The 17,501-nt window shown below is 45.0% G+C and carries 11 protein-coding genes; 8 read left to right on the top strand and 3 right to left on the bottom strand.

Features of this window, described 5'->3' with window-relative positions:
• Window positions 1–28 precede the first annotated feature (28 nt).
• A complete protein-coding gene (locus LEP1GSC058_RS09295; protein ID WP_016549542.1) occupies window positions 29–2,011 on the top strand; it encodes an HD domain-containing phosphohydrolase in 1,983 nt (660 codons plus the stop codon).
• A gap of 36 nt (window positions 2,012–2,047) precedes the next feature.
• Here LEP1GSC058_RS09295 and murD read toward each other — a convergent pair whose 3' ends face one another.
• Complete coding sequence (murD, locus tag LEP1GSC058_RS09290) at window positions 2,048–3,397, bottom strand: UDP-N-acetylmuramoyl-L-alanine--D-glutamate ligase (RefSeq protein WP_016550286.1); 1,350 nt, start codon at window positions 3,395–3,397, stop codon at window positions 2,048–2,050.
• Window positions 3,398–3,471: 74 nt separating this feature from the next.
• Between murD and LEP1GSC058_RS09285 the strand changes: the two genes are divergently transcribed.
• The 5 genes from LEP1GSC058_RS09285 (at window position 3,472) to LEP1GSC058_RS09265 (ending at window position 13,164) form a co-directional block, all read left to right on the top strand.
• A complete protein-coding gene (locus LEP1GSC058_RS09285) occupies window positions 3,472–3,810 on the top strand; it encodes an STAS domain-containing protein (protein WP_016549786.1) in 339 nt (112 codons plus the stop codon).
• 4 nt (window positions 3,811–3,814) lie between these two features.
• On the top strand, window positions 3,815–4,564 hold the full coding sequence (locus LEP1GSC058_RS09280) for a beta/alpha barrel domain-containing protein (protein ID WP_016550770.1): 750 nt from the start codon (window positions 3,815–3,817) through the stop codon (window positions 4,562–4,564).
• Window positions 4,565–4,702: 138 nt separating this feature from the next.
• Entirely contained in the window at window positions 4,703–5,797 is a 1,095-nt protein-coding gene (locus LEP1GSC058_RS09275) for a TMEM43 family protein (protein WP_016550789.1), read from the top strand.
• A gap of 480 nt (window positions 5,798–6,277) precedes the next feature.
• Complete coding sequence (locus LEP1GSC058_RS09270; RefSeq protein ID WP_232224663.1) at window positions 6,278–10,066, top strand: hypothetical protein; 3,789 nt, start codon at window positions 6,278–6,280, stop codon at window positions 10,064–10,066.
• 20 nt (window positions 10,067–10,086) lie between these two features.
• Window positions 10,087–13,164 carry an Ig-like domain-containing protein gene (locus LEP1GSC058_RS09265; RefSeq protein ID WP_016550032.1) on the top strand — a complete coding sequence of 1,026 codons (3,078 nt, stop codon included), beginning with the start codon at window positions 10,087–10,089 and terminating at the stop codon, window positions 13,162–13,164.
• A 115-nt stretch (window positions 13,165–13,279) separates the two neighbouring features.
• On the opposite strand, the gene LEP1GSC058_RS09260 is transcribed toward LEP1GSC058_RS09265, so the two are convergent.
• Both LEP1GSC058_RS09260 and LEP1GSC058_RS09255 read right to left on the bottom strand, forming a co-directional pair.
• A complete protein-coding gene (locus LEP1GSC058_RS09260) occupies window positions 13,280–14,011 on the bottom strand; it encodes a FecR family protein (RefSeq protein ID WP_016550783.1) in 732 nt (243 codons plus the stop codon).
• 16 nt (window positions 14,012–14,027) lie between these two features.
• Window positions 14,028–15,467 (bottom strand): hypothetical protein, encoded by a 1,440-nt coding sequence (locus LEP1GSC058_RS09255; RefSeq protein ID WP_016550340.1) that lies wholly within the window; start codon window positions 15,465–15,467, stop codon window positions 14,028–14,030.
• Between the two features lie 223 nt (window positions 15,468–15,690).
• Between LEP1GSC058_RS09255 and LEP1GSC058_RS09250 the strand changes: the two genes are divergently transcribed.
• Window positions 15,691–16,737 carry a sensor histidine kinase gene (locus LEP1GSC058_RS09250; RefSeq protein WP_198014397.1) on the top strand — a complete coding sequence of 349 codons (1,047 nt, stop codon included), beginning with the start codon at window positions 15,691–15,693 and terminating at the stop codon, window positions 16,735–16,737.
• Window positions 16,734–17,471, top strand: coding sequence for a LytR/AlgR family response regulator transcription factor (locus LEP1GSC058_RS09245; RefSeq protein WP_016550794.1), 738 nt, complete (start codon window positions 16,734–16,736; stop codon window positions 17,469–17,471). Before LEP1GSC058_RS09250 ends, LEP1GSC058_RS09245 begins: the two co-directional genes overlap by 4 nt.
• The last annotated feature ends 30 nt before the right edge of the window (window positions 17,472–17,501 follow it).

The raw sequence follows: 17,501 nt of genomic DNA, 5'->3' as shown, positions 1-17,501 counted from the left end.
GAATCCTCGTAGGATGGGCCGTTAAGGAATGGAGTCCAAGTTTAAGCAATACATCGTAACGGATTATCGGATCTTAGACCGTAGACTAACTATTCTCCGGAACAAACTCAATCCGGATATTCTTCTTCTTCGGGACTTTTACGATTCTCCCGAAATCAGAGACGCGGAGCAATTCGTAAATATCGTCTTTTATATATCTGCGCCTACGCTGGAAGAAGAGCATCGACGCATTCGAGAACAACTTCGTTTAAATCCTCTTATCCTTGCCCGTTTTATTTTGAATGCGGAACTGACCTATGAAGGACATAGACAGACCGAAATAGAAGACGATCTTATTTTCGGAATTCTTCCAGACACTGCGACCGACCTTCATCTATGTAAGAATTTAGCGAATGCGTTCGTTCACCTGCAGATGGTGACGGACCAATTTGATTTGCTGCACCGAATCAACACGGCAAAGTACGAAATCAATCGACTCACTCGGATCGGAATCAGTCTCGCGAACGAGAAGGATTTCGATAAATTGTTGGGTGAGATTCTCTTCAGCGCAAGGGAGATATGTAATGCGGATTCCGGTTCTTTGTATCTGGTGGAAAGAGATGAAATCAGTTACGTTAAGAGTTTACGTTTCAAAATTTCAGCTTTGAACGTAGGAGAAGAATTTTTACTTCCGATCAATAAGGCTAGTATCGCGGGTTACGTCGCGGAAACCGGAAAAGTCTTGAATCTGCCGGATGTCTATAATTTGCCGGAAGGAACCGAATTTACTTTTAACGGGAACTTTGACGTATTAACGAACTATCATACGAAATCGATGCTTGTGGTTCCGATGAAAGATCATCGGGGTGAAGTGGTCGGAGTCTTGCAGCTAATCAATCGGAAACGCAATTTCAATCAAAAACTCACCGCCGAGCAAATGAAAGGGGAGGATATCCAACCCTTCGACGATTATTCCTCGCAATTGGTTCTGGGTGTAGCAGGGCAGGCCGCCGTCGCGATTCAGAATAATTATCTTTTAAGGGAGATCGAAACCTTATTCGAAGGATTTGTCACCGCTTCCGTAAATGCTATCGAGGCGCGAGATCCGACCACTAGCGGTCATTCTTTTAGAGTCGCGTTATTAACGGTGGGCCTAGCCGAGACCGTGGATCGCGCCAACTCGGGCAAGTATAAGGATATTAGATTCAGCAAGGAACAATTAAAAGAAATTCGGTATGCATCCCTTTTGCACGATTTCGGCAAAGTCGGTGTCCGGGAAAAAGTCCTGGTAAAGGCCAAAAAGCTAGAAGATCTGGAGTTAAGCGTAATAGACTGGCGCTTTCGTTTCTTGATCAAGGACCTGGAATCCAGATTCAATTTAAAGAAAGTTGAATATTTGAAACGACACGGAACCGTCGGGTTTGTCGATTTTGAAAAGTCCTTGGAATTCGAAAAAGCGGAAGAATTTAAGCGTCTTAATTCCATGCTTCAGATCATTCGCCAATCGAACGAACCTTCTATATTAGAAGAAACGAATTCGCATTTCTTGGAAGACATAGCTAAAATACAGTATACAACGACAGATGGCGAATGCATGGATTTGCTCTCTCCCTATGAATTCGGTTTTTTAACCATCAAGAAGGGATCGTTGGATTTCGACGAAAGAAAGGAAATCGAATCTCATGTGGAGCATACGTTTCAATTTTTAAGTAAAATTCCTTGGACGAGCGATTTGAAAATGGTTCCGGCAATAGCTCACGCTCACCATGAAAAACTGAACGGAAGCGGCTATCCGCGAGGCTTATCCGGAGATGATATTCCCGTTCAATCCAGGATAATGACCATCTCCGATATATTCGATGCGTTGACGGATAAGGATCGCCCGTATAAAAAAGCCGTCCCTCTCGATAGGGCCTTAGATATTCTGGAAATGGAATCTAAGGACAACCATTTGGACAACGATTTACTGAAGATGTTCGTAGAGGCGAAAGTTTGGGAAAGACTTTCCCACCATCCGCATCTGACGAAATAGTTTTCAAACTCTTAAACGGCGATTTTGAAAGAGGCTTCAGGGCTCCTCTTGCGCCCACTGCCGTACTAAGCTTAAGAAATGTTCCCCTCTCTCTTCAAAATTCTTATATTGATCGAAGCTGGCGCAGGCTGGGGAAAATACTACGGATTGCAATCTTGCTCTTCCGGAGCGAATCGCGGTCTTGAGCCAGGAGAATGCCTCTTCCAAGTTTTCCACCGAAACAAGATGATCTCCGAGAAGAGGTGAAATTTCGGAGGCCCAGGCAGCTCTTGCTTCTCCCAAGAGAATCACCCAGCCGATACCGGATTTCAGAAATTGCCTTAGAGGTTCGAAGGATTCCGATTTAGGTCTTCCACCAAGAATTAGACATGTGGTTTTCTTTTCCTTCCAGGTACTCATTCCCGCGAGCATACTATGAAGGTTTGTCGATTTAGAATCGTTGATAAACGTTATCCCGGCTGCACGTCCCGCTTGTTGGAAGCGATGGGGTAGGCCCGCAAAACTAGAAATGGCCTGCTGAATATTCGCAGGATTTCCTCCTGCTGCTTCCGCAGCAAGAATCGCAGCGCTCAAATTTTCCAGATTATGACCGCCGAACAGCAGAAAGGTTTTTGCATCATATTCGGCTTTTGCAGTCTGAATGATCCGTTCTTCGTCCAAAATTCTCGCATCATTTCCTTCTTCTCTGCCGAACGTGCTAACTTTGCAGAGGCAATTCATTTGCTGAATTCGTTCTCTGAATAACTTGGAGCTAACGACTAGAGTATGTTTCGAACTATTTTTATCGATAATTCTAGCTTTAGCAGCAAAATAGTTATCCAAAGTTCCATGACGTTCTAAATGATCCGGAGCCAAATTGAGAATTACGGAAACATCAAGTGATAAAGGTCCTGAATCCTCTAATTGGTAACTGGACAGTTCCAAAACCGCGAGTGGAATCGGGCCCAGGCAGAAATCGCTAAATGCATGTCCGATATTTCCGCCGGCCTGTGCTCCCGGAAAATCTTTTGATAGAAGATGGCATGTTAGCGCCGTCGTAGTGGATTTTCCGTCGGTTCCGGTTACCCCTATCAATTTACCGAAAAAGAATGTACGCGCGAATTCCACTTCGGAGACAACCGGAATGAAAAGCGAATGAGCCTGTTGAATGATAGGATGCTCGGGAGATAATCCGGGACTTTTGACAATTAGGGTCAACGGAAGTAGGGAAGTTAACGAAACGTCTTCACCTACGTACGTTTCCGTGAAGGAAGGTACGGGTTGGGAATTGCAGAGGATGGGAACGGCCTGTCTTTCTCGAAGGAGACGGAGTGCAGCCATTCCGGAAACACCTCCGCCCAGAACGAGGACTCGCTGGCCCATTAGGGAGGTAGGAAAATTTGCCATATGGGGGAACTTGGTTGACAGGCTATTTTTCGGACTCAGAATTGTCTCTAATTTATCGCTTAGGGTAGGTTCCCTTGCTGGATCATAAGGTACAGGACGGAGTTCTCATTGTTTACCTCAAGGGGCGTTTAGACGTCTCCATCGCTAACGAAGTCGAAGAGAATCTCAACGATCTCATCGACAATCAAGGACACACAAAAGTGATCTTGAATATGCAAGACGTCGATTACATGTCTTCTTCCGGATTTAGAGCTTGTATCTCGACTCTTAGGAAGCTGAACGCAAAGGAAGGCGGCTTAAAAATTTGCGGAATCAAACCTGCGGTAAAAAGAATTTTTGATGTGATTGAACTTACTTCTCTCTTCGATATTCGAGAGACGGAGGATGAAGCTCTAAAGTCGTTCCGCAGCTAATTGAATGGGGTTGCACAGAGTTTTACGAGATATTCTCGAGACAAAGAAAAGGGAATTGGAAACGATTCCCGAATATACCCCGGTAAAGTATTCAGGACCGAGTTTGTGGCAGTCGCTGCGCTCCCGTAAATTTTCGATTATTGCCGAATGTAAACGTAAGAGTCCCTCTGCCGGAACGATTCGGGAAACCTATGAACCGACCCAAATCGCTAAAGTGTACGAAGAATGCGGGGCTTCCGGAATTTCCGTATTAACAGACACCGATTACTTCGGCGGTTCTTTAGAGCATCTACGGCAAGTATCGGAAAAGGTAAATATCCCGGTGTTGCGTAAAGATTTTATAATAGACGAAAGACAAGTAATCGAGGCCAGAGAATATGGAGCCGGTGCGATACTTTTAATCGTTAGAATTTTGGATCCGGATACGCTCAAGAATCTCATTCTTGCCGCCACTAAACTGGGCATGGGTGTCCTTACGGAAATTCATACCGAAGAAGAGGCCGAAATCGCGAGAGATGCCGGTGCGAATATCGTAGGAATCAATACCAGAGACTTGGACGATTTCTCGATTCATAAGGATTTAGTTCCAAAAGTTGCAAATAAACTTTCTCCTAATATAGTAAAAGTGGGAGAATCGGGAATAAAAAGTAAACAGGATCTGGACGCATTTAGGCCGTACGTGGATGCCGCGCTGATCGGCACGTATTTTATGGAGAAGTCCGATATTCGAACCGCCTGGCTGGAATTGTTTTAAATCGTTTTTGCACGACCGTTTTAATTAGTAAAAATAATTCTTTTCTTCTAATTTCATGGAAAAAATAAATTGCCTAACTCCCTGAAATAGGGTTAACATGCGATTTCGCTTTTTAGCCCAAATTCAGGAGACAACATCATGGCATTCGAAAATTCGGACGGGATGTCCTCGTCGGAGAGTATAGGCGTATTCGGTCAACTAGGAGATTCGTTCAAAGGAATTCTCTCCGGGATCGTATTATTTCCAGTTTCTCTATTTCTCATCTACCAAATTGAGACTTGCGAGCAAGCTAGCGCTGCGCTCAAAGGGGCGGTTCCTGCCGCTCAAGCACAGGAAGGATTGCCTTCCTATGTTACCGGGACTTTGACGGCAGATTCTCTTGGAGGTGAATTCGTTAGGCAGGGCCATTATATCTCCTATTCGCAGACTCCCGAAGTGTATGCTTGGACCGAAGAAGTGAAGGAAGAAGGGAGCGGTACGAATAAAAAGAAAGTACGCACATGCAAACTGGAATGGACTTCCTCCCCTAAAAATCCTAAAAATTTCGAACTTTCAGGATGTAAATCCAAACCGTTCTATCAAGTGAGTCATGCGAAGGCGGAAACTTTTGCAACCGGAGGAAAAGTAAAAGGTGAGGATGGAAAAGCATATTCCGTAAATTTAAAGGAAGTGGATTATACTAGCGAAGTTCCTGCCGTTGCTCCGGAAGCTTCGCATCTTACCAAAGGAATTTTAAAGGACGAATACGTCTTTTTAAACGAGAAATGCTCGAAAGATGAAGTTGAAGGTTGTGAGCGCGTCAGCGTTGAAGTTCGCTCCGTTCCGACGGAAAATATGACGTTTGTCGGCGCAGTTTCGGGACATTCTATCGGAAAGTATAAGAGTAAAGAAGATAATCTATTTTTAAACGCTTCCGTGGGTGACTTCCAAAAAACCATGAAAGATATAGCGGACGATGATAAAATGATGAAATGGATCGGACGAGGAGTAAGTTTCGTCCTCGTTTGGATCAGTCTGAATCTTCTTGTCGGACCTTTGACGGCTTTACTCAGTTTTATTCCGCTGATCGGAGAATTCGGAAAGATGGCAATTTCTTTCCTATTGGGAATCGTCGCGTTCGTTATCACTGCGATAACGATTTTGCTAGTAAAATTTTGGTATATTTGGCTATTACTCGCGCTTGCGGCAATCGGCTACGGAATCTACAAGAAAAGGCAGGCGAAGCCGGCCTAATTTAGAACGAGATTCACCTTAGAAAAAAACCGCTCTTCTAAACTGGAGCGGTTTTTTTATATCCGGCGATATTTAAAATTATCTTTCCTCGTTTCGGGTATGGCTTTCCGAAAAACCGTTCGCAGTACTCAAGGACTAAGTTTGGAAATAAATTATTACATTATTGCTATCGCTTAAGAGAAAAGAAAGTCTCCCGTAAGTGAGAAAATATGAAAATAATTGGAATATTTGGAACCTTAGTCTGGAAATAAAAAAACAATCGTTCGATAAAAAAACCATTAAAATGATGAAAAAAATCGTTGTGTAGACCGTTGTAATATGTACAAGTATAGCAACTGATACACGATTCGAACGATTGATATAAAAAAAGATTTGAATAATTTCGGTCTAAGCGGCATAAGCGGTAACGATCGAAGTTTTATCAATAACGGTCGTTCAATAAAGCGAATTGGTTTCTATATGGAGACTATGGGGATGAAAATGCGAAGAAAAGCACTAGGATACCGCAGGAGCGCCCAGGCGATTTCGACGAAATTATCCGGTTTTATCCTTATTTTTTCGCTTATATTCACCTTATCTGGCGGTTGTTCTCACTCCGGTACGGAGAAGAACGGAATCGCTAAATTTTATGATAATACCACCGCATACACCGGTGTTTCTCTATTTACTTTCTTAAATCCTTTCCCCGTCGTTAAGAGTTTTTTTACGAATTTAGATCCTGTCGGCTTCAATAAGGCGTTAGGCGATTCGCTTGCAAAGGCCCCGCAGCCCGATAATTTGGGAACGCTACGGGCGACCGAAGCGATGATGATTCAGAGTCGTCCGGCAATGCAGACATTAGCTTCCGGAGGTGCGGATCTAATCAATAAAATTCAAACGAATAATCCTGGTGCGTACGCTGCTGTACAGCCTATCATCGAAAAAATTCGCCATTACCCATCCCCAGTGGTTCGCAATTTGATTCCGATTACCGCACAAGCTCTACTCGACGAATACAATTCCAATTCTAATCTTCAGATTCAACAGTCCATCACTACGACGGCGAACGATCTGAAAAAACAAACCACGATCAACTTTCTGCAAAAAGCGGAAGATTTTCTGTACAAAGCACTGACTGCAAACGCTAATTTTCGCTCAGGAGTTCAGGGATTGATGAACGGATTTTTTGCGCCGTCCGCAGTCAACGATCCGACTCACGCGCTAAAGAACGGATTCATTAATATCGTATACGGCGCCGGTGACATGATGAATTTCCAAGCCGGCTTCATGAACCAGACTTCCCCGGCGACAACCCTTAAACAATTGATTCTAAATTTGGTAAAGTATTTCACGGTAGCCGTTCCGGGACAGTCGACCACGTACAGCACGAACGCTGCCTATAACGCTCCCGGCGGGACCTTGCATTCCTCCGAGTTAGGAGTTTTGTTTACCGATTTTTTCCAAGTCGTGAGGGACCTAGTCGTTCCTTCAAAAAATGCAGCGTTAGGCGCCGGATATAACGGCATCGATTTCTTAAAAGATTCCGCGACTAACTTAAATGCTCTCGGGTTTCCTACGACTCTATTGGCTTCTTCACAATCAGGATCAGGACCTATCGAACAATCCTTAGGTAATTTAATTCGCGTGGACGGAAACGGATTCGATCGGGCTTACAACGCGAATAGCGGAACGGTGTCCGCATTGGAGACACTCTTTCTCATATTATATTTAGCGGATAATTACGGATACACCTGGAATCCATCGGTTACGACGAATGACTGGATTACTGGAATGACCGGCGGTGAGATCACGTTAGGGGACGGATTATTCGCGATGATGTCCGTTATATCTTCGTCGGATTCATTCAACTTTAAGAACATTTCGGAACAGAGTCGTACGAGCAATAACGTTTATCGGGACGGGTCCGTTTATCAAATCGGAATGAATTCTCGGGTCCTTTCCTTAATGGAAGACGCGTCTCGTGGGGCGACTCAGGTTCCTAGTACCAATCCTATCGATTTGTCCGCTACCGCAGGTCCTTACGATAAAGTTTTTAACAAAACTCTGCCTTGGATGCTCGACTGGCTAGTCAAAGTCACTTACAAAGGATATGGCCCTTATTATAACGTGAATCGCAGGGATGGGGCCGGGAATTATCTTTCTCCGGACGGATCGATCGCGAGAAATTCCGATCTGAGCGAGAACAACTATAAGCCGACTTGGAAAACGCACAGATACGATATTCAACTCAATCCGAATTCCACCAATAAATGCATTTCTCTCGGCGGGTACAATTCCGCAACAACATGCGCGACTCCGAACGGAACAGCAGGAGCAGGGCAATACACGATTCCGGAAATTGCGAAGACGGACGCACAGCGCGCGGTTTCTTCGGATGAGGAAGCATTTTACAAAAATCTACAATGGCTTTTGTATGAAAAACGCTTTGTCGTAGTTTTACCTGTTCGTGCGAAATTGGCGGCGACCGTCGCGTTTGCGGAAGCCTTATTCGTCACAGCCGTCGGAAACGGTCTGGTCGGAATGCTGAACCTGAACGCGAATTGCGGGCCTTTGGCGACCGCATCTTCCGGTACATGCGGAAATTATAATGGTCAGTGGAGAAGCACGACCGGTAACTCACCGGACACGACCAAGATGCTGAAAGTTTATAGCGCAGTTCATCAGGATTTGCAGTATTTCTCCTCCGTTCCGGGCGATTCCGCTATGTTGGTAGAAGGGTGGGGATACGGAGCCGACGGAACAGGAGTTCCTGCAAGCAGCGGAAATATGGGACCTACTGTCGTATATTCCGCATTATGGTCACTTTTGGTTCCTCAACCTACCATCAGTTACGGTTTGATTCCTCCGGTTATTTCTCAAAACGGTTACGTACTTCAGTTACTCGGCTTTTTACCCGCAACTAGCACGGATACGAGTTCATCCATTAATACGGCGACTACTTCGCCCGCTCCCGTGACTCCGGATTTATTCAACGCGAACGACACGGTTTATTGGCCGTATCGAAATCGGTTTACCCCATTTGTGGCTGCATTAGCGAAATCAGTATTAGATAAAGTTAGCGGTCAAACGACCGCTACTCCTCAGAATCCAGTCACGATTTTATCTAGATTAGCGGAACTTCTTTCGCGCCCTTACGCATTCTATGGACCGGATACGACGAACGGAACAGTAACCAACCCGACTCCTCCTTCCATTTATCAAATTCGTATAAACGGTATTACGTACGGATTGAGAAACCCCAGTGGAGGCGTATCGGATTATCAACCCGATGATACGTTCCGTTCTTTTCTCAGTATTCTGACCGAGAATACGAGACGCTTTCAGGACGGGATGTTGAACTTAATTAGTAAGACTAGATTGGTTTCAGGCTTAGCTCAATTCTTGGCTCAATTGGGCGATGCTTCGCACGCCGATTCCTTCGCTTTGATTGCCCCTGCATTGGAAAATATTATGGGGGAAACACTTCTGATATCCGAATGCGCCGGCGCCACTGACGATACCTCATTCCAGACACTTTGTCCGACAAAATTCGATATCCAAGGCGGAGTCATTTATTGGTTCCGAGATCATATCGTTGAATATCCGAACCCGCAATTATTCTGTAATCCCGATCCGACATTCGTATGCGGCGGAGGGTCCACTTACTTTGCTCCGAGATCGGCCAATATCTATGACTCCACCTGGGACGATGTGGGTAATTTTGCGAATAATATCAGAGACTATATGTCGAGTTCGTCAGGTTGGTCGGTCGTCAAGTCTCTAGATTTTCTTCTCGATCTGTTGATCAATATTCAACCGTCGTATGCGGATATCCAGAATACTTTGGACCTTTTGGCGTCCTTATTCAATCATCCGAATCATACCGGAACTTATACGGTCACAAATTTATTAACTCAAAGTTTGCCGCCGGTTCTGACTGCAATCGCGCCTTACGGCAAAAATTTGTACGGAACGGGATATTATTTGGCCGTCCCGGGAGCATTTTTCTCCTACCTGGAAACCAACGCATATATGGATCCGAATTTTGCAGTCACGGATTTGTTTCAAGACTTTAAAACTTTATTAAATTCTCAACTGATTCAAACCCAGGCATACGACAATACGTCGTTCTTATATTCTGCGGGAACCTTGATCGGAGAGCTTGCGGATATATATCAAAACGGAAGAAAGTTCAGCCCGGAAGGTTATTACTTTTACGATAACTGGAACTCAGGCCAACCGACTTCGACTTATTTCGACGATTTGAATGTAATGTTTTCTTTGAGATGACGGATTAGAGAGGAAAGAGTATGGAAAGCTTCAATATAAATAAAATCGGCTTCAAAAACCTCGGAATATGCATATTCCTGATGGGGACTCTAACGATATCTTGTTCGGGCTCCAAAAAAGGAGGGGGTGGAATGTTTGCCTCCCTTCTCGCTTCTTTCGGTATCGTTACCGACCAGGGAGGAAGCCTTCCTCAGGGAGTCAGCGGAAGCGTTTATTCTCCTTTGGACACCCCCGCTTCATTGCCCGCAAATTTCGGAGCCAACGGACCGAGTGTAATTTTGTTCGTGAGTTCTTTTCAAGGCGTGAATCGCTATAAAAGCTTGGAAATTCGATTTTCAAAATCCATGAGCCAAGCGTCCGTTCAATCGGACTTTTCGATTTTGGATTCTCTAAACAATCCGCTTCCAGGTCCCGGAAAAGGGGGAGTCTTTCATTGGGCTTCCGGAACAAGATTGATCTTCGATCCGTACAGGGAACTGGCTGCTAACACGACTTATACGTTTACGTTGACTGCAAATTCAATGACTTCTAACGGAATGGCGTTGATTCCATACCAAGTTCAATTTACGACGGAACCGGATTATTTTATCAATACTGCGGCTACTATCGGAGCCTACTCGAATGTTTCGTTAGGCTGGGGCAATACCAGCGGAAAAGATATTACATTTCCGACGAATACCCACCTTTATGTGACTAGCAATTTTGCAAATCCGATCAGCGGCGCCAATCCGATTCAGTCGATTACTTTGAATCATATGGGTTCTACGGATCAGTATACTATATGCACAGGCACTTGTTCCATGTCTAGTCCTGTTGCGTCCAATTTGGATCTAATCGCCGATGCAAGATTAAGTTCGACTCCGGGGTTATACGCGTTTATAGGCGGGAATTCCTACTACTACCAAATCATCACGGCCACCGGAGAGATCTTCAATAGATATTTCTCCTTTAATTACGGTCCGGTAAACGCAAGTCCATACGGATTACTGACAGGTGTCTCGACGACGGTGATGGACCAGGCGCAATCGATGGCTTTGTTCGGACAGATTCTACAGAAGTTTGCCCACGCAGATTTCAAGGTAGCCAACCAGACCTTTAACGATTTTGCTTCGAATCCTTCTACGAATAGCGCCTCGAATCTATCTTCTCGTTGTATCAATTATTACCAGGGCTCGATTACTTATATTCGCAATTACGGTGATAATTCCGGACAATACGGAGACGGATACTGCGGTGGAAGTCAGAACGGAGGAGCGTTCAATGTGGTTGCGAGCGTTCTGGGGCTCGGGAATCTTCCCATGGCTTTGGACGTTTTTATTCCAGGAATTAGCATCCCTCCGACGGCTCCGGATTCGACTCCGAATATCACGGATTCCTTTTACGTCCTAGGCAACGGATCGATCGGAATCGATATTTACGGAGAATATTCCGTGATCGACTTAGCGGTCATAGGACTGACTCACGATTGTACCGTTTTAGCTTGCTTAATCGGAAACGGACAGGATTTCTATTTTACCACTAATTCGACCGTAAACGGAAGCGGACCTTATACACCGAGGCTCGCGAGAGCGAAGGCAACAACTTGGTTCGACTCAAGCGGGAACATCAACGTTCAAATCAATCGTTATACGAGTACAAATAAATCTCCCAACGGAGCTTATCCTTTCGATCCGAACGATCCGATTACGGGTAACTTCTATGTTTCTCCTTGGTGGCAGAACTTGAATACGGCCTCCATGAGCCTGCAAGATTCAACGAGCGGACTCGGATCCTTCCTAGGGCCGATCACAAATATGATCGCCACAAACGCGGTTCCTCAGGTTACTCCGGCGATCACTCAATCGCTTTTATTGGATATCGTAGAGCGCGTTTCCGTAAACGCTTTGAATGCGGTTCTTCAATCCTTGAATAACCCGGGATTGGAATTGGATCTTCCCAATTATCTTCCTGCACCGTTGGCAAATTTCCCACTAGTTCTTTCTTTGCAAGTTTCTTCGGATGCGGCAGTGCAGCAGTCCGGTTCCAATAAAGGAATTGTCGCTTCAGCAAACGTGGCTTTAGTCGCGAAATCGAGCAGTCGGTTACTTCCGGCAAATCCGAATTATCACGGCCATAATGCCGCTACCGGATTCGTAAGCACGGCGCCAGCCGGAGCTGCGGGAGTTACTGCGATTCAGAATGCGAAGAATTATCTCTTTTCTCAGAGTAATGCGACTCCGGGATTATTATTGGGTTTGAGTGCGGACACTGTGACTCAGGCCGCATATAGCCTTTGGCAGAACGGAGCCTTTAACTTAGCGTTGAATGCGGCGTTTATTAACCAAATTCAAACCTATGCTGGAAACGGAGCCTTGTTTCAGTTAACGAAAACGTTATTACAAGCCTCCGCGATTATCAATATCTTGGCTCCGGGTTTCCCCAGTTTGACCGGCTTGAATCCTTCCAACCCAAGTCAGACGATCACGGTAAACGGTAATGATGGCGTTGAAATCGATCTTTGGGCGATTCATGCACCGAACGGAAGTTTGAAGCCGGTTCCTTCAGGATCCGCTATCCCTCAGCTTGAAGTGAACTTTACGGATCTTGAATTGAGGATTTATGGAGTCCCTTCAAGCGGACCGAAATATTTAATCAATACGGCAAGAGCCAGTTTTAAGGCGCTTGGAACGATTAAGTTTACGCCCTTCATTCAACCGTCCGGCGTAACCGGTTACAGCAATCTGAATGCTCTCAGCTTAATTATCGATCCTTCTAGTATGTCTTACACTCTGGATATTTTGGAAGGAACTCAGTACAATCCCTTTGGAATCGATCCTCAGGGTGTTCTGACGGTAGTTAGTCCCTTGATTCCATCTTTGATTATTCCTCTCGTGAATAACATTTTGGGTCAGATTCCTCTTCCCTCTAAGGCTACCTTGGCTACGTTGACCAACCCGTCGAATGCTTCTCAGGCTTGCAGTCTTAATACCACAACGGATAAGATTAAACTATTGACTCAACCGATTCCAAGCACGCAGACTTATCCGTTCCTATTCGCGGGTCTGCAATTTCAAGGGGCGTATGCGACTAATCCGGGAAATACGATAAGCTGTCCTTAAGATAAGGAAGGAAGTCGAGGCGGTGCGTACCGCCTGACTGTAAAAGAAGAATATAGAAAGTGTGGGGAACTAGATTATATTACGGGTAGGTAAAACCCGAAATATCCTTTTTCCGTTACTTTGCAGCTCCGTAGGTTTCGTCCATCGGGATCGTTTGCTCATGAGTCCAGCCTTGAGGAGTATGACAGGACAGGCAGTTTTTAAGCGATATATTCTTTTTTATTAATTCTTTAAAAGGCGGAAATGCTTTGAATTTCACGATTATCCCTTCATACGAGGTTCTCTTGGGCGCTCCGCCTTCTCCTGGATAATATCCGCCGTTTCCTTTTTCCTGAACTGTTCCTTCCTCTTTTTCACCGTTTCCGGTCAGCGCGACTTTTCCTTCGCAAGTACAAAATCCTGAATCTTTAGATTTCGCCTCATAGAAAGCCGAAAAAGACGTTCCCCTAACTCCGGCAGTGTTTGTCGGAGTCGAAACTTCGAATTTCTTTCCGTTCAACTTTACGACATGAAACCATGCGAATCCGTTTTGAACTTCGAGGTTCCCATCCTTGGTGTCGTTATGAAGTTTAGTCAGCTTCAATCTTGAATTCGGAAGGATGCGAAATTCGGAGCCTCGATACAATAAGGTGGCTTTCGATGCGTTTCCTGTGGAAAGAATGTCCCCTTCGTTAACCGTTTCCCCTAATTTTAACTGCGTCCAAGGGCCGCTTCCGGACTTTTGAACCTGTACTTTGCCGACGAGGAACGATGCTCTCGCATCTTTATCGCTCGTTCCTTGGCTAAGAACGACTAAGGCTCCAAACGTTAATCCGAACGATATCGCTAAAAATATTTTCCGTTTCATGTTCTATTGCTCTCCATTAAAATTCCACGGTTGTCCAAAACGCCCATTCTTTACCGAGCTGCCCGTACGATGAAATCGGGTTTCCGGTATTGGAGGCATATTGTCCAAGATAATCCGCCGAGGTTCGGACGGTTCCTGTTTGATCCACATAAGTTTTTTCGCGACCTCCGTTTACGTCTCTGTTCCTGCTTTCAGAGTATCCGAAGGAAAGTTTGATCGTATCCGAAACGATCCATTCGATGAATACCGAACCTTTTCGATACGACGCATGAGAGGAATAACCGGACGAACCTCGGACAGGGCTGCCCGGAACTTGGGACCAGCCTACGGATTCGGGAACTCCAGGGAGTATATCCTTGATTTTGGCCCGATCTGCGGCTAAAACTCCGTCATGTCCGGCGCCGCCTTCCATTCTTCCTATGATGCGTATCGAATCCCAGCCTAACGCCAACCAGGCGTATGCGGCCGTACCGGTAGAGTCGACTCCCGGCGAAAGTGGAGGGGATAGAGGTTTTGCTCGATCTACGATCGCTCCGCCATACTGCTTTCTCCAAACCCAACCGAGTCCGAAATTGATTAATTTTCTCTTATCGAAGTCGGCTTCGACGGCATAGGAAGTGCTTTGCAACGCGCGGATATCTTTTTGCAAAATAGTGGCCGGATTATTATCGGTCGGTAAGCAGGTCGTTCCTTTTCTACAATCGGTTCCGGCCGCTCCGGCAAAATTGGCCTGTCTCGAGAAGAAATGTATTCCGAACCGCGTATTTTCATCTATCTTAGGTTCATAAGATATTCTTGATGAAACATCGATTGCGGAAGAATCCGTATTTTGGCTCTGTCGATATCCTTCTCCATTGGAGAATATTATCTGCGCCGAAATGGAATCCCATTTTCCGTTCGCTCCAACGCCGATATCGGCAGGAGCTTGGGCGAATCCTAAACTTTCCAGAGGTCCCTTATCCACATATCGCCATTGCCAATAGTTCTTCCATTGGGTATAAGTGTGAGGGAGTTCCTGCATTCCGAAAGTAAGTGAATAGGTACCCAAATTCGTTTCCCAGGTTTTTCTTATGAGTGCATGCCGGATTCCTAGAGTATAAGGATTCGATTTTGTTCCACCGTCGACTTTAGTATCCGCGGAAAATTGACTGGCTCGAAGCAACTCCCCCCATAATTCCAAACCGATTCCGGTTTCCTTCCATTCCTTATTGATCATTAATAAGGTCCAGGGAGTGGAAAAGCCGGTTTCGTCGTTTGGATATGCGTTGGAAATACCGGAGGCTTTATCCCTGAGTCGTTGTCCGTACGATCCCGAAACAACGCCATTCACTTTTAAGCCGTAAAACCCGTCCGGTTCGTCTTTTTTGGTTGTTACAATTTCTTCGGCGCTGATCATAATCGGGATCGAGAAGGAGACGGCGATAAGAGTTAGCTTTGTAATATTTCGAATTTTCAAGGTAGCCCCCTGAGATTTTCCTACGAATGGCGTAAGAGAGAGAAATTATTTCCTGCTAACGTAATCGAAATTTCCTTCTGCTGTCTACTAGACTTTCTATAAAACCGCCTAGTCTACATGATTTCCTGTTAAAAATCCATTTCCGGAATAAACGCTACTTCCGATGGAATGATGGGCAAAAAAGCGAATCGACTAGGGGAAAGATTCGTTAAGATATTGAGCAATGGGGAAGGGAATGGATTTCAGAATACGAGTATTCAAAATTGTGTTCTGGTTTACGATCAATACCGTGCTAGGGACGATGAACTCTCTGTTAGTCGCTCACAACTCTCCATCCCCTTTTTGGAAAGTATTTTTGGCGACGCAAGTTACTACTCATTCGGTCTGTTCCATCGTTGAATTTGCAGTGGAATTCATTAATAGTAAAAGATGGGGGCCTTTTAGCACCGGCGCTTTCTTAGTAATCGCTTCCGGTTTTGCCGCCGTATTCGGCGTTGCGGCGGGGGGCATACTCCATGTCCTTCTGCTTGCAGGGGACGGTTTGGAAAGGCCGCACGGCGGTTCTTACAATATTCTTTTAGGAAGTTTAATCCTAGCGATATTTATTTCTTTTCTCGAAAAATCCATGCAATTGCTTATAGAGAGAAAGAAGAAGACCGAGTCCGAATTAAAGGATATTCAATATCGAACCCTCCAGAGCCGGATGGATCCTCATTATCTGTTTAACACGTTGAATACCGTTCATGCTCTGCTTGTGACCGATCCTAAAAAGGCGGACGATGCCCTGATAATTCTGGCGGACACGTATCGTTTTTTATCCGATAGGATTTACGATCGCTTAATCCCTTTCGAGGAAGAATGGAAATTTACGGTTAATTACCTGGAATTACAGCGCCTTCGGTTTTCGGATTCTCTTACGGTTCAAACTAGGCTGACCGGCGATTTTTCCAGACTTCGTATTCCCCCGTTAACCTTGCAGCCACTCGTAGAAAACAGCTTTAAGCACGGATTGGAATCTTTGTCCGAACCTGGAAAGCTGGAACTATTCGCGGAGACTGCCGACGGGAGAGTTCGGATAACGATTGTGGATAATGGAAAAGGAAAACCTGTAGTCGCCGGAATTCCGACTGAGAGAAAAAAATCGGAATTTTCCAGAACTTTGGAGAATATTCAATCCCGACTAGAATATAATTTCGGAAAGGCGGAACTAAATTTGGAAAAAAGATTAGGAAAGAATACTCTATTATTGGAATACGAGGCTCTGGGATGAGCGAACTTTACAAAGTTCTTGTGGTCGAGGACGAAGTCCCTGCGCGGGATTTACTTAGAAATTATTTGCAGCATTGGAAAAATTGCGAAGTTTCGGGAATCGCTCGGACAGGAGTGCAGGCGGTCGACCTGCTTTCCAAGGGGGATTTTGATCTTGTTTTTCTGGATATTAACCTTCCGGAAAAAACAGGACTTCAGGTTTTGGAAGAATCCGGTTCCACAATGCCTGTCGTGATCTTTACAACGGCATATCGTGAGCATACTTTAAAAGCTTTTGAAGTCGGTGCATGCGATTACCTTTTAAAGCCGTATTCGAAAGAGAGATTCGATGCTTGTATGACAAGAGCTCTCGAACAATTGAGGTTGAGGGCGATTTCAAAGCAAAGACCGGAAGGGCAAATGGATCCGGTACTAATTTTCAGGGAGAAAGGGTTGATTCACCGGGTGCTTTCTTCCGACGTTTTTTATTTAACTGCAAACGGCAAACATTCCATATTACACACGAAGAACGGGGATTTTGAAACTCCTCGATTATTAGGTGATTTCGAAAAAAAACTTTCTAAGGAAGACTTCCTTCGGATTCACAGGAAATATATAGTTAATAAAGCGTTTATCGCCGCAACAAAATCTCAACCGGGAGGGTCATATTCACTTTTTCTAAAGAACGAAGACGAAACAAATCTACCCGTAGGGCGCGAGTTTGTGGATAGGATTAAGCAATTATTTAAGAAATAACGGTCTCGGTCGAAGTTCGCGAATATGGAA

The sequence above is a fragment of the Leptospira fainei serovar Hurstbridge str. BUT 6 genome (assembly GCF_000306235.2).
GTDB classification, from domain to species: domain Bacteria; phylum Spirochaetota; class Leptospiria; order Leptospirales; family Leptospiraceae; genus Leptospira_B; species Leptospira_B fainei.
Note: the sequence above shows the minus strand (reverse complement) of the source record. Positions and strands in the feature narration are given on the sequence as shown.

What these genes read in the sequence shown, in the direction of transcription:
- LEP1GSC058_RS09270 (WP_232224663.1), top strand. Translation starts at nt 6,278, where the DNA reads ATGCGAAGAAAAGCACTAGGATACCGCAGGAGCGCCCAGGCGATTTCG.
- LEP1GSC058_RS09295 (WP_016549542.1), top strand. Translation starts at nt 29, where the DNA reads ATGGAGTCCAAGTTTAAGCAATACATCGTAACGGATTATCGGATCTTA.
- LEP1GSC058_RS09245 (WP_016550794.1), top strand. Translation starts at nt 16,734, where the DNA reads ATGAGCGAACTTTACAAAGTTCTTGTGGTCGAGGACGAAGTCCCTGCG.
- murD (WP_016550286.1), bottom strand. Translation starts at nt 3,397, where the DNA reads ATGGCAAATTTTCCTACCTCCCTAATGGGCCAGCGAGTCCTCGTTCTG.
- LEP1GSC058_RS09275 (WP_016550789.1), top strand. Translation starts at nt 4,703, where the DNA reads ATGGCATTCGAAAATTCGGACGGGATGTCCTCGTCGGAGAGTATAGGC.
- LEP1GSC058_RS09280 (WP_016550770.1), top strand. Translation starts at nt 3,815, where the DNA reads ATGGGGTTGCACAGAGTTTTACGAGATATTCTCGAGACAAAGAAAAGG.
- LEP1GSC058_RS09250 (WP_198014397.1), top strand. Translation starts at nt 15,691, where the DNA reads ATGGGGAAGGGAATGGATTTCAGAATACGAGTATTCAAAATTGTGTTC.
- LEP1GSC058_RS09265 (WP_016550032.1), top strand. Translation starts at nt 10,087, where the DNA reads ATGGAAAGCTTCAATATAAATAAAATCGGCTTCAAAAACCTCGGAATA.
- LEP1GSC058_RS09260 (WP_016550783.1), bottom strand. Translation starts at nt 14,011, where the DNA reads ATGAAACGGAAAATATTTTTAGCGATATCGTTCGGATTAACGTTTGGA.